The sequence below is a fragment of the Rhodococcus antarcticus genome (assembly GCF_026153295.1).
In the GTDB taxonomy this organism is placed as follows: domain Bacteria; phylum Actinomycetota; class Actinomycetes; order Mycobacteriales; family Mycobacteriaceae; genus Rhodococcus_D; species Rhodococcus_D antarcticus.
In genome coordinates this window covers 893,482-906,470 of sequence record NZ_CP110615.1, presented here as the reverse complement: position 1 = coordinate 906,470, position 12,989 = coordinate 893,482, and the positions used below count along the sequence as shown (strand labels likewise).

General features: G+C 74.9%; 10 protein-coding genes. 2 read left to right on the top strand and 8 right to left on the bottom strand.

The annotated features are described in order from the left end of the window. Nucleotides 1-3: 3 nt before the first annotated feature. Together RHODO2019_RS04480 and ftsY are read right to left on the bottom strand one after the other, a co-directional pair. Nucleotides 4-1,374, bottom strand: coding sequence for an ammonium transporter (locus tag RHODO2019_RS04480; RefSeq protein ID WP_435532199.1), 1,371 nt, complete (start codon nt 1,372-1,374; stop codon nt 4-6). A gap of 241 nt (nt 1,375-1,615) precedes the next feature. Then, nucleotides 1,616-3,067 carry a signal recognition particle-docking protein FtsY gene (gene ftsY / locus RHODO2019_RS04475; protein ID WP_265383817.1) on the bottom strand — a complete coding sequence of 484 codons (1,452 nt, stop codon included), beginning with the start codon at nt 3,065-3,067 and terminating at the stop codon, nt 1,616-1,618. A 284-nt stretch (nt 3,068-3,351) separates the two neighbouring features. Between ftsY and RHODO2019_RS04470 the strand changes: the two genes are divergently transcribed. Beyond that, on the top strand, nt 3,352-4,062 hold the full coding sequence (locus RHODO2019_RS04470) for a DsbA family oxidoreductase (RefSeq protein WP_265383816.1): 711 nt from the start codon (nt 3,352-3,354) through the stop codon (nt 4,060-4,062). A 13-nt stretch (nt 4,063-4,075) separates the two neighbouring features. Here RHODO2019_RS04470 and smc read toward each other — a convergent pair whose 3' ends face one another. Beyond that, entirely contained in the window at nt 4,076-7,687 is a 3,612-nt protein-coding gene (gene smc, locus RHODO2019_RS04465; protein WP_265383815.1) for a chromosome segregation protein SMC, read from the bottom strand. A 33-nt stretch (nt 7,688-7,720) separates the two neighbouring features. After that, on the bottom strand, nt 7,721-8,008 hold the full coding sequence (locus RHODO2019_RS04460) for an acylphosphatase (protein WP_265384618.1): 288 nt from the start codon (nt 8,006-8,008) through the stop codon (nt 7,721-7,723). Between the two features lie 11 nt (nt 8,009-8,019). Between RHODO2019_RS04460 and RHODO2019_RS04455 the strand changes: the two genes are divergently transcribed. Next, nucleotides 8,020-8,205 (top strand): hypothetical protein, encoded by a 186-nt coding sequence (locus RHODO2019_RS04455; RefSeq protein ID WP_265383814.1) that lies wholly within the window; start codon nt 8,020-8,022, stop codon nt 8,203-8,205. Nucleotides 8,206-8,224: 19 nt separating this feature from the next. Here the strand turns inward: RHODO2019_RS04455 and RHODO2019_RS04450 are convergent, their stop codons facing one another. The 4 genes from RHODO2019_RS04450 to RHODO2019_RS04435 all read right to left on the bottom strand — a co-directional run bounded on the left by RHODO2019_RS04450 (nt 8,225) and on the right by RHODO2019_RS04435 (nt 12,975). Beyond that, nucleotides 8,225-9,055, bottom strand: coding sequence for a hypothetical protein (locus RHODO2019_RS04450; protein ID WP_265383813.1), 831 nt, complete (start codon nt 9,053-9,055; stop codon nt 8,225-8,227). 159 nt (nt 9,056-9,214) lie between these two features. Beyond that, entirely contained in the window at nt 9,215-9,718 is a 504-nt protein-coding gene (locus RHODO2019_RS04445; RefSeq protein ID WP_265383812.1) for a hypothetical protein, read from the bottom strand. 24 nt (nt 9,719-9,742) lie between these two features. Further along, nucleotides 9,743-10,423, bottom strand: a complete 681-nt coding sequence (locus RHODO2019_RS04440) for a response regulator (protein WP_265383811.1) — start codon at nt 10,421-10,423, stop codon at nt 9,743-9,745. Next, nucleotides 10,420-12,975 carry a sensor histidine kinase gene (locus RHODO2019_RS04435; protein ID WP_265383810.1) on the bottom strand — a complete coding sequence of 852 codons (2,556 nt, stop codon included), beginning with the start codon at nt 12,973-12,975 and terminating at the stop codon, nt 10,420-10,422. The genes RHODO2019_RS04440 and RHODO2019_RS04435 overlap by 4 nt, the downstream gene beginning before the upstream one ends. Nucleotides 12,976-12,989: the final 14 nt, after the last annotated feature.

Genomic DNA, 12,989 nt, shown 5'->3' with positions numbered 1-12,989 from the left:
CGGTCATCCTTCCCGGCCGGCGGGCGCTGCCGCCGGCGCGTGGCTGCTGGTGTGCGAGCTGGCTCCGCGGCCGAGCGAACCGAGGGTGGCGAAGTCGTACGCCGTCTCGGCGTGTTCCGCCTCGTCGATGCCCATGGCCTCCGACTCGTCGTCGAGCCGCAGCCCGATCGTGTGCTTCAGGGCGAGGGCGATGACGGTAGTACCCACGAGGGAGTAGGTCAGCACCGCACCGGCCCCCACCGCCTGGCGCCACAGCTGGTCGACACCTCCGCCGTAGAACAGACCGTCGACGGCGGCCGGGGCGTCCTTCGTCGCGACGAGACCGACCATCAAGGTGCCGATGATGCCGCCGACGAGGTGCACCCCCACGACGTCGAGCGAGTCGTCGAAGCCGAAGCGGTACTTCAGGCCCACGGCCAGGGCGCACAGGACGCCGGCGACCACCCCGATGACGAGGGCGCCCCAGACGTTCACCGACGAGCAGGACGGGGTGATGGCGACCAGGCCGGCCACGATCCCGGACGCGGCGCCGAGGCTGGTGGCGTGACCGTCGCGCAGCCGCTCGGTGAGCAGCCAGGCGAGCATGGCCGCGCAGGTCGCCACCGTGGTGGTGATGAACGTGGCCCCGGCGATGCCGTTGGACCCGATGGCCGAGCCCGCGTTGAAGCCGTACCAGCCGAACCACAGCAGACCGGCTCCGAGCATGACGAAGGGCAGGTTGTGCGGGCGCATCGGCTCCTTGGGCCAGCCGCGGCGCTTGCCGAGGACGATCGCCAGGACGAGCCCGGCGGCGCCCGCGTTGATGTGCACCGCGGTGCCGCCGGCGAAGTCGATGGCCTTCAGCTTCGTCGCGATCCAGCCGCCGTCCGTGGCGGTGACGCCGTCGAAGGCGAAGACCCAGTGCGCCACCGGGAAGTACACGATGGTCGCCCACAGCCCGGCGAAGACGAGCCACGGGCCGAAGCGCATGCGGTCGGCGATGGCGCCGGAGATCAGGGCCACCGTGATGATGGCGAACATCGCCTGGAAGGCCACGAACACGGTAGCGGGGATGGTGCCCGCGAGCGGGATGGCGGAGGCGACGGCGTCGACGGCGGGGGCGCCGTCAGCGGCCGGCACCGCGGCCGTGGCGAGGTACGTGCCGCCGATCAGGCCCTTGAGGCCGAGGTACTGGGTCGGGTCGCCGAAGAAGTTGCCCTTGTCCTCGCCGAAGGCCACCGAGAACCCGAACAGCACCCAGAGCAGGCCCACCACGCCCATGGCGGACAGGCTCATCATCATCATGTTCAGCACGCCCTTGGCGCGCACCATGCCGCCGTAGAAGAACGCGAGTCCCGGCGTCATGAGCAGCACCAGTGCGGCGCTGGCCAACATCCAGGCGGTGTCGCCCGTGTCCGCTGCACCGATGAGTGGGAAATCCACGTGGAGCCTCCTCCTCTGTCCAGCCGCGGCCGGGGGGACCGTGGCCGTCGTCTCGGGGAGAAGGGTCCGCACTGCGTGTTTCGCCCAGGGCGCACGGTCGTTTCGCCGAGGTGAACGAACCCTCGGACCGTGTTACGACCGCGTGACCCGTGCGTGCGCACCACGTCACCCGGCGGCGGCGCGCACGAGCGGCTCAGCCCAGCAGCGCGTCGATGAAGGCTCCCGGCTCGAAGGGGGCGAGGTCGTCCGGACCCTCGCCGAGACCGACGAGCTTCACGGGCACGCCCAGCTCGCGCTGGACCTGGAAGACGATGCCGCCCTTGGCCGTCCCGTCCAGCTTGGTCAGCACCACACCCGTGATCTGGACGACCTCGGAGAACACCCGGGCCTGGGTGAGCCCGTTCTGCCCGGTGGTCGCGTCCAGCACCAGCAGCACCTCGTCGACGGCGGCCTTCTTCTCCACCACGCGCTTGACCTTGCCCAGCTCGTCCATCAGCCCGGTCTTGGTGTGCAGCCGGCCCGCGGTGTCGATGAGCACGACGTCGACGCCGTCGGCGGTCCCGCGGCTGACGGCGTCGAACGCCACGGCGGCGGGGTCGCCGCCCTCCTTGCCGCGCACCACCTCCGCACCCGCCCGCTCACCCCAGGTCTGCAGCTGCTCGGCCGCGGCGGCGCGGAAGGTGTCGGCCGCACCCAGCAGGACGCGTCGGCCGTCGGCCACCAGCACCCGCGCGAGCTTGCCGGTGGTGGTGGTCTTGCCGGTGCCGTTGACCCCGACCACGAGCAGCACCGACGGGTGGTCGTCGTGCGGCAGCGCGGCGATGGAGCGGTCCATCTCCGGGTGCAGCTCGGCCACGAGGACCTCGCGCAGCAGCGCCCGGGCCTGCTCGGAGGTCCGCACGTTGCGCAGGGCGATCTCCTCGCGCAGCCGGGTGACGACGGCGGTGGTGGTGGCGGAGCCGAGGTCGGCCACGAGCAGGGTGTCCTCGACCTCTTCCCAGGAGTCCTCGTCGAGGTCGCCGGCGCCGAGCAGCCCGAGCAGGCTCTGACCCACGGCGGACTGGGAGCGGGAGAGGCGTCCGCGGAGCCGGTCGAGCCGACCTGCGGTGGGCTCGATCTCGTCCCGCGGAGCGGCGAGCGGCTCCGGGGCCGGCTGCTCCGGAGCCACCTCGTCGGCGGCGGGCACCTCGGGGGGCAGGGCGACCACCGGCGGGGCGGGGGGCTGCGGGGTGCGCACGGCCGCGGGGGTGGGCGGCTCGTCGTCGACCTCGGGCAGGCCTACATCGACCATTCCACGCTGGGGCGAGTCGCGGGGGACGGCGGCGTCGTCCCCCACCCCGGGCTGTCCGTCGGTCTCGGTGCGCTCCACCGGGGGCATCGGGGTGACCGTGCGCTCCACCGGGGGCGTCGGGGTGACCGTGCGCTCCACCGGGGGCGTCGGGGTGAGGGGCACGGGCGGAGCCGGGGTCGTGACGCCCCCCTGGCTGAAGCTGAACCCGCCCCCGGCCTGGTAGCCCTGCGGGACGGCCGGCGTGGTGGGTGCGTGGAGGCTGACCCGGCGACGACGGCGCAGCAGGAGACCGACAGCGAGGGCCACGGCCAGGACGAGCACGACGGCGAGGACGATCCAGAGGGCAGTGGTCACCGCTCCATCCTCGCAGCCGGCCGGGGTGGACGTTCCTGGCCCGGGGTGCGCAGGTGCTGGGGTGACCTCCACCGAGACCCCGCTCCCGGCACTGTCCGGGGACCCCGGGGTCCGGGCCGCGGACCAGGCGCACGGGCCGGAGCTCCTCGGTCCTGCGCACCGCCGCCGACGGTTTCGAGGTCGTCGACGACGCCGGCACCGTGGTGCTCCCGTCCACGTCCTGGGTGCGGCGGGGGCCGGCCGGGAAGCCCCGGACGGCCCCGTGCGTTGGCACGGGCATGAGCATGAAGGTCGAGATCTGGTCCGACGTCGTCTGCCCGTGGTGCTACATCGGCAAGCGGCGCTTCGAGGCGGCGCTGGCCCGCTTCGCCCACGCCGAGGACGTGGAGCTGGTGTGGCGCAGCTTCGAGCTGGACCCGACGGCCGGGCCCAGCGACGCCCAGCAGGGGTCCTACGTCGCGAGGTTGGCGAAGAAGTACGGCAGCTCGTCGGAGCAGGCCCAGGGGATGATCGACACGATGACGGCGGCGGCCGCCGAGGAGGGCCTGGACTTCCGCTTCGACCTGGCGAGGCCGGGCAACACCTTCGACGCGCACCGGCTGCTGCACCTGGCCAAGGAGCACGGGCTGCAGGACACCCTCAAGGAGCGTCTCGACCGGGCCACGTTCACCGAGGGTTCGCCCGCCTCGGACCACGAGGCCCTCCGCAGCCTGGCGCTCGAGGTCGGGCTCCCGCAGGAGCGGGTGGAGGCCGTCCTCGGCTCCGACGAGTTCGCGGCCGACGTCCGGGCCGACGAGGACCAGGCCCACGCGTACGGCATCAGCGGGGTGCCGTTCTTCGTCATCGAGGGCAAGTACGGGATCTCCGGGGCGCAGCCGGCCGACACCGTCCTGCAGGCGCTGGAGCAGGCGTGGTCCGAGCGCAGCCCGCTGACCCTGGTGACACCGGCCGGCGGCGCGGCGCCCGGGTGCGAGGGCGACTCCTGCGCGGTGTGACCGGCCAGGACGGCTAGGGCCGGTCCGGTCCCACGTCCACGACCACGGGCGGGGTTCCGAGGTCCTGGCCACGCAGGCGCTGGGAGATGACCGTGGTGATGCCGTCGCCCCGCATGCTCACCCCGTAGAGGGCGTCGGCCACCTCCATCGTCGCCTTTTGGTGGGTGATGACGATGAGCTGGCTCTTCTCCCGCAGCTGGGTGAACAGGGTGATCAGACGCTGCAGGTTGGTGTCGTCCAGCGCAGCCTCCACCTCGTCCATCACGTAGAACGGCGACGGACGCGCCCGGAAGATCGCCACGAGCATGGCCACTGCGGTGAGGGACTTCTCGCCCCCGGAGAGCAGCGAGAGGCGCTTGACCTTCTTGCCCGGCGGACGTGCCTCGACCTCGATCCCGGTGGTGAGCATGTCGTCGGGGTCGGTGAGCACCAGGCGGCCCTCACCCCCGGGGAACAAGGTCTCGAACACGGCCCCGAACTCGCGGGCCACGTCGGTGTAGGCGGCGGTGAAGACCTCCAGGATGCGGGCGTCCACGTCGGCGACCACGCCGAGCAGGTCGCGCCGGGTGTCCTTGACGTCCTGCAGCTGGGTGGCCAGGAACGTGTGGCGCTCCTCCAGCGCGGCGAACTCCTCCAGGGCCAGCGGGTTCACCCGCCCGAGCAGGGCGAGGTCCTTCTCCGCGGCCGCTGCGCGGCGCTGCTGCGCGGCCCGCTCGAAGGGCAGCGGAGCCGGTGCGGTGACCTGCTCGCCGCGCTCGCGGGCGGTCTCGTACTCGTCCACCTCGACAGCGCTGGGCGGCAGCGGCACGTCCGGGCCGAACTCGGACACCAGCTCGTCCAGGGAGATCCCGAGCCGCTCGCCGATGCTCTGCTCGAGCTGCTCGGTGCGCACGGCGGCCTGGGTGCGGGCCACCTCGTCGCGGTGCACCGTGTCGGTGAGGGTGGCCACCTGCTGGCGCAGCCCCTGGACCTGCGCGCGGGCCCCGGCGAGCCCGGCGTCGGCGGCCGCGCGCCGGGCGGCCACCGCGTCACGCTCCGCCGTGGCCAGGACCAGCACCTCCTGCAGGCGGGCCTGGGTGCGCTCGCCCCCGGTGACGACGGCAGCCGCCACCGCCGCGGCGTGCGCACGGGCGCGCTGCGCGACCTCGGCGCGGGCCCGGGCCTCCCGCTCGGTGGCCGCGGCCCGCCGCAGGCCCTCCGCGCGCCCCCGCTGGGCCCCGGCGCGCTCCTCGGCGGTGCGCTGCTCCAGGCGGGCCTCCACCTCCACGGCGCGGGCCGCGGTGAGCTCGGTGGCCGCGGCGTCGCGGGCGTCCGTGCTGGGCTCGTGCTCACCGGGTTCCGCCTGCACCCGCCCGAGGCGGTCGACGAGGTCCTCCAGCGCGGCCACGTCGGTGTCCCGGCGCTCCTCCAGCTCGGCACGCTGGGCGCTGAGCCGCGCCACCTCCGCGGAGGCCGAGCGCACGGCCTGGCCCAGGCCACCGAGCTGCTCGGCCACGGCCGCCAGCGCGGCGTCGGAGGCGTTGAGCGCCGCCAGCGCCCGCCCGGCCGCACCGGCCCGCGCCGTCTCCTCCTCGCGCGCGGACCGCAGCGCGGCGTCGAGGCCGTGGGCCCGCTGCTCGGCCGAGGCGAGGGCGGCCACGGCCTCGTTGACCGAGGCCTGCACCTCCAGGGTCGACGGGGCCCGGTCGGAGCCACCGGCCGCCCAGCCCTCGCCCAGCAGGTCACCGTCCGGGGTGACCGCGCGCAGCCCCGGCCGCGCCGCCACCAGCGCGGACGCCGCGGCCAGGTCGTCCACCACCGCCACGTCGGCCAGCACCCCGTCCACGGCTCCGCGGAGGGCGGGCGCGCACGTGACGAGCTCGGCCGCCCACCGAGCCCCGCCCGGGAGCTCGGGCCGCGCCACGGTCGCCGCGGCGCCCTGCAGCAGCAGGCCGGCCCGCCCACCGTCACCGCTCTTGAGCGCCCGCAGCGACCCGAGCGCCGCGGCCGGCCCGTCCACCACCACGGCGTCCGCGGCCGGACCTAGCGCCGCGGCCACGGCCACCTCGAACCCAGGCTCCACCTGGAGCAGCTGCGCGGCGGCCCCCACGAGCCCGGTGCTGCCGTGCTCCAGCAGCCAGGCGGCCCCGTCGCGGCGGGTGAGACCGACCGAGAGCGCCTCGACCCTGGCGCGGCCCGATGCCACCTCCTGCTCGGCCGAGCGCTCGGCGGCCACGAGCTCGACCACCCGCGCCCGGGCCGCCCCGTGTGCAGCCACGGCCTGCTCGTGGGTGTCGTCGAGGTCCACCTCGCCCTCGTCCAGCGCCCCCACCTGCGCCTGCACGCTGTCGAACTTCTCCTGGGCGGCCGCGCCCCGCTCGCGCGCCTCGGCCACCGCCGCCGACAACCTCTCGACCTCCGCGGCGCGGGACTCGGTGCGCGAGCGCAGCGTGTCGACCTGGCCGGAGAGGCGGGCCAAGCCCTCACGCCGGTCGGCGACGGCCCGCACGGCAGCCAGGTGCTCGCGCTCGGCCGCAGTCAGGATCCGCTCCAGCTCGGCGCGGTGGGCCTGGGCGCCGCCGAGGGCGGCCCGGGTGACCTCGACTGCGGTGGCGAGCTCGGCCTCCAGGGCGGCGGAGCGCTCGGCCTCGGCGTCGAGCTCGGCCGGGTCGCGGCCGTGGCGCTCCGGCCCGGCCGGAGCACCGAGGTGCCGGGCCCGCTCCGCGGCCACCCGGGTGGTGGCCCCGACGCGCTCGGACAGCGCCGAGAGCCGGAACCAGGTGTCCTGGCCGGCGTGGGCGGCCGGCGCCAGCTCGGCCACGGCCGCCTCCCCCTGCGCCAGCGCGGCCTCGGCGGCGGCGAGGGCAGCCTGAGCCCGTTCCTGCTCGGCCCGGGAAGTGGTCTCGTCGGCCTGCTGGGTGGCGAGCTCGGCGCGACGCGTGACCAGGTCGTCGGCGGCCAGGCGCAGACGGGCGTCCCGGAGGTCGGCCTGGACGGTCTGCGCACGGCGGGCCACCTCGGCCTGGCGCCCCAGCGGCTTGAGCTGGCGGCGGAGCTCGGTGGTGAGGTCGGCCAGCCGCGCCAGGTTGGCCTGCATCGAGTCGAGCTTGCGGAGCGCCTTCTCCTTGCGCTTGCGGTGCTTGAGCACCCCGGCGGCCTCCTCGATGAAGGCGCGGCGGTCCTCCGGGCGCGACTCCAGGATCCCGGCCAGGCGGCCCTGCCCGACGATGACGTGCATCTCGCGACCGATCCCGGAGTCGCTGAGCAGCTCCTGGACGTCCATGAGCCGGCAGCCCGCGCCGTTGATCTCGTACTCGCTGGCCCCGTCGCGGAACATCCGCCGGGTGATGGACACCTCGGCGTGCTCGATGGCCAGCGCGCCGTCGGCGTTGTCGATGGTGAGGGTGACCTCGGCCCGCCCCAGCGGTGCGCGGCCGGCGGTGCCGGCGAAGATGACGTCCTCCATCTTGCCGCCGCGCAGCGCCTTGGCCCCCTGCTCCCCCATCACCCAGGTGAGCGCGTCGACCACGTTGGACTTGCCGGAGCCGTTCGGCCCCACCACGCACGTGATGCCCGGCTCGAAGCGCAGCGTGGTCGCCGAGGCGAAGGACTTGAAGCCCTTCAGCGTCAGGCTCTTCAGGTGCACAGCCGCTGAACCTACCGGCCGCACCCCGGCTCGCTACCGCTCGGTGAACCCGGTGAGCGCACCCCGCGGCAGGTCCCAGCCGTCCACCACCAGGTCGACGCGGCCAGGGGCGCCCCCGCCGCGCAGTGCGGCCAGCAGCGCCTCGCACCGTGCACGCTCCCCTTCGGCGACCACGAGGACCCGGCCGTCCGCGGTGTTGGTCGCGGTGCCCACGAGCCCGAGCTCCAGGGCGCGTGAGCGCGTCCACCACCGGAAGCCGACCCCCTGGACGTCACCGTGGACCCAGGCGGTGAGACGGCAGCTGTCTCCCACGTGCGGCATCATGCCTGCCCGTGGCCTCCGTCGACCTCGTGGTGAACCCGTGCCGCTCGCTGTGCTCCTGGCGGCGCAGCCGCGCCGGGGGCGAGCTGTTCGCCTGCGCGGGGTGCGGCTCGCAGTGGGAGCCCGGTCAGGGCTGGACACCGGTGGACGCCGACGGCGTGGTGCCCGACGCGGTACGGGCCGCGCGCAGGGCCTGAGCTGCAGCCGCGTCGAGCGTCAGTGCTCGGGCCCTCGCAGCCGCAGGCGGACGGGCTGGAACCCCGTGCGCTCCTGGAAGTAGCGGATCCCGGGCGGTGCCAGCAGGCTGAACCCGCTCACGACCAGGTGGCCGATGCCGGCCGAGATCAGCCGGCGCACCGCGTGCACGTGGAGCTGGTAGCGCGCGTCGTGGGTGGCACCGCCCGTCCTGGCCGTCAGGAACGCGCCCACCCCGGCCCAGGAGACGTCGACCACCGCTTCGTGGAAGGCCACGGGATCACCCGTCGCGTCGTAGGCGACCGAGACCCACCGGTGCAGCCCTGGCCGGGTCTCGCGCCCCAGCACCCCCTGGGGGTCACCGTCGCCGCGCGTGCTGACGACGTGCTCGACGCACCGGTGCCGTTCAGCCGCGTCGAACACGTCCGCGCAGACCACCCCGGCCTGCTCCGAGCGACGGACGTTCGTGCGCAGCGCCTGGCGCTGGCGCCCGGCCAGGTACGCGGTGTGCTCCGGGGGCAGCGGCAGCACCGCAACGGCCAGCCGGTCGACCGGGAGCGCACGCCGGCCGTTGGCGAACCACGAGCGCAGCTCCAGGCCGGCCGGCTGCTCGCTGAGGTGTGCCTCGACCACGGGCAGCTGCCGCAGACCCGTCACGACGCTGCGCAACCCGGCCGGGGACGCCCCGGCCACCAACCGCGCGGCCGGGCCCTTCGCCACCGCCACCGCCCGGAGGTGGGCCCGAGCCCGCTCGAGGACCTCGCGGTCGACCACCGGCAACGGCGGCGTCCGGGCCGCCGGAGAACCGCCACCCCGCCGACCCGTGGCCGCCTCCTGCTGACCGCCGCTCACGTCGAGCCCCCTTCCGGCGGACCCCCGGTGGCGTCCGCGCAGGGGAGACCGTAGCGCCGCCACCGATCGGGCCCACGGTGTCTCGTCGCCGTGTTCCTCCCGGTCAGGAGGTTTCCACCCGGTCCGCCCGGTTCGTCCGACGATGCCCCTCTCTGCCCCTCAGGAGAGCTGCTGCACCCTCGAGAGCAGGTGGCGACGACCCTCGAGCACGTCCGTCACCGGGGCCGCCTCGAGCCGCAGCTGGAGCGGGGCGGGCACGCCCGCCGCCCGGACCGTCACCGCGAGGTCGCTGCCACCGTCGAGCTCCGCGCCCGGCACGAGCAGCGTCGCGCTCCAGCCGTGCCGGGCCCGACCGAGCACGCCCGGCAGCCGGAGCTCCCCCACGAGCACGTCCAGGTCGCCACCCTCCTGGCCGGCCGAGCCGGGACGGACGAGCTCCACCTCGATCCGCGGACTGAGCTCGGGCAGCATCGGGAGCTCGGCGTCGCCGGGCTCCCCCGGATACCACACGAGCAGCGCCGACGACGCGTCCGCCCGCGCCAGCCACCCGAACGAGCGGGGCCACGGACGGGGCTCGGGCACCAGGACGCGGGTCCACCAGCGGTCCGGCTCCAGGACCGCTCCCGGCTCGTCGGCGGCGGCGGGGTCCTCGACGGGGTCCATGTCCGCACGGTAGCCGGACCCGGATCAGACCTGGAAGCGGTAGCCCATCCCGGCCTCGGTCAGCAGGTGGCGCGGACGGGCGGGCTCGGGCTCGAGCTTGCGACGCAGCTGGGCCAGGTACACCCGCAGGTAGTGCGTCTCGGTGGCGTAGGCCGGTCCCCACACCTCCTGGAGCAGGGCCTTCTGCCCGACGAGCTTGCCGCGGTGGCGCACGAGCACCTCCAGCATCCCCCACTCCGTGGGCGTCAGGTGCACCTCGGCCCCGCCGCGGACCACCTTCTTGGCGGCCAGGTCCACCGTGAACGAGGCGGTCTCCACCACCGGGAGGTCCTCCTCGGTGGCGGCGGCCCCGCGCCGCACGGCCGCACGCAGCCTCGCGAGCAGCTCGTCCATCCCGAACGGCTTGGTCACGTAGTCGTCGGCCCCGGCGTCCAGGGCGTCGACCTTGTCGGCGGAGTCGGTGCGGGCGCTGAGCACGATCACCGGGACCGTGCTCCAGCCGCGGATCCCGGCGAGCACCTCGGTGCCGTCCATGTCCGGCAGCCCGAGGTCGAGGACCACGACCTCCGGGTTGCGCTCGGCCGCGGCCCGCAGCGCCGAGGCCCCGTCCACGGCCGTCGTCACCTCGTAGCCGCGGGCGGAGAGGTTGATGCGCAGGGCCCGCAGGATCTGCGGCTCGTCGTCGACCACGAGCACCCGGGTCACGCCGGCACCTCCTCGCGGACCACGGGAACGGCCGTGGCCCTCGGCGCGCTCGGCAGCTCGACGACCATGGTCAGACCGCCTCCGGGGGTGTCCTCCGCGGTCACGGTGCCGCCCATCGCCTCGGTGAACCCCTTGACCACCGCGAGCCCCAGGCCCACGCCGGTGGAGTTGTCGCGGTCACCCAGTCGCTGGAACGGCTCGAACACCCGGTCCACGCCGCCGCGCGGGAGCCCGGGCCCCGTGTCCGCCACCCGGATCGACACCCGTCCGGCCTGCTCGGCCACCGACACCCGGACATCGGCGAGGGGAGCGTGCTGCAGGGCGTTGGCCAGCAGGTTCGCCAGCACCCGCTCCAGCAGCCCGGGGTCCGCGAGCACCGTCGGGAGCGGCTCGGCGACCGACGTGAGGTCCACGTGCACCCGCTCGTGCTGGGGCACCCCGACGAGGGCGCGGTGCACCACCTCCTCGCAGGACACCTCGCGCACCTGCGGCCGTACCACGCCGGCGGCCAGCCTCGACGAGTCGAGCAGGTTCGCCACCAGCGCGCTGAGCTGGTCGGTGGACTCCTCCACCCCGGCGAGGAGCTCGGCGGTGTCCTCGGGGGAGAACTCGACGTCCGGGCTGCGCAGGCTGGACACCCCGGCCTTGACCGCGGCCAGCGGGGTGCGCAGGTCGTGGCTCACGGCCGAGAGCAGCGCGCGGCGCAGGTCGTCGGCCTCGGCGAGCGCCACGGCCCCGGCGGCCTCGGCGGCGAGCTCCTCCTGACGCAGCAGGCCCACCGACTGGTAGGCCACGGCGCGGAGCACCCGGCGGTCGCGGGCGGTGAGCTCCGGACCCGACAGCACCAGGGCGAACTCCCCCTCGGCCACCTCGCACACCGTGTCGCCGTCCTCCTCCGACTCGGGCGGGTTCGCACCCACCCCGACGGCGACGCGCAGCGGTCCCGTGGAGCCGTTGCGCCGCAGCAGGCTCGCCGCGTCCTGGCCGTAGGTGGCGCACAGCTTGTCCAGCAGCGCGGGCAGGTCGGCCCCGCGCAGCACGTAGGAGGCGAACAGGGCGAGCAGCTCGGCCTCGCGGGAGGCGCTGCGGGCGTCGCGGGCCCGGCGGGCGGAGGTGTCCACCAGCAGCGCCACCGCGACGGCCACCACCATGAGGACGACCAGGGTGACCACGTTGTCGCGCTCGGCGATGGTGAAGCTGTAGCGCGGCTCCGTGAAGAAGTAGTTCAGCAGCCCGGCCGAGACCAGGGCCGCCACCACCGACGGTCCCACCCCGCCGAGCAGCGCCACCCCGAGCACCACGAGGAAGAACAGCACGCCCTGGCTGCTGAAGTCGAGGAACCGCCCGAGCAGGGCGAGCACCACGGTGGCCAGCGCCGGAACCACCACCGCGGCCACCCAGCTGAGCAGCCGGTGCCGCGACGAGGTGAAGTGCTGCAGCCGGATCCGCCGCGTGTTCGACTCGGAGTGGGTCACCATGTGCACGTCGACCGGTCCGGAGTCGCGGACCACGGTCGCGCCGATGCCCTCGTCCACCATCCGCGCCCAGCGGGAGCGTCGTGAGGTGCCGAGCACGAGCTGGGTGGCGTTCACGCTGCGGGCGAACTCCAGCAGGGTGCTCGGCACGTCGTCGCCGACCACGCTGTGCACGCTCGCGCCCATGCCCTCGGCCAGCGTGCGGACCCGGAGCATGGCGGCCGGGGATGTCCCGGCGATCCCGTCGCCCCGGACGACGTGCACCACCACCAGCTCGCCACCGGCGCGGGAGGCGATCCGCTTGGCCCGGCGCACCAGGGTCTCCGACTCCGGACCCCCGGTCACCGACACCACCACCCGCTCGCGGGCCTCCCAGGTGTCGGTGATCGCGTTGTCCGCGCGGTAGGTGGCCAGCGCCGCATCGACCTGGTCGGCCACCCAGAGCAGCGCCAGCTCGCGAAGCGCGGTCAGGTTGCCGGCGCGGAAGTAGTTGCTCAGCGCCGCGTCGACCCGCTCGGGCTTGTAGACGTTGCCATGGGAGAGCCTGCGGCGCAGCGCCTCCGGGGTGATGTCGACCAGCTCCACCTGCTCCGCGCGACGCACCACCTCGTCCGGCACCGTCTCCTGCTGCACCACCCCGGTGATCTGGAGGACCACGTCGTTGAGGCTCTCCAGGTGCTGCACGTTGACGGTGGAGAGCACGTCGATGCCAGCGGCGAGCAGCTCCTCGACGTCCTGCCAGCGCTTCTCGTGGCGCGCGCCGGGGGCGTTGGTGTGGGCGAGCTCGTCGACCAGGGCCACGTCCGGCCGCCGGGACAGCACGGCGTCGAGGTCCATCTCCTCCAGCGCCGCGCCCCGGTGGTCGACCACCCTGCGGGGCAGCACCTCCAGGTCGCCCATGGCCTGCGCGGTGCGCTCGCGGCCGTGGGTCTCCACGAGGGCGACGACGACGTCGCAGCCGCGCTCGGCGCGCCGCTGGGCCTCCCCGAGCATGGCGAAGGTCTTGCCGACCCCGGGGGCGGCGCCCAGGTAGATGCGCAGCTCCCCGCGAGCCCGGCCACCCGACCTCTCCTTCATGCCGTCATCATCCT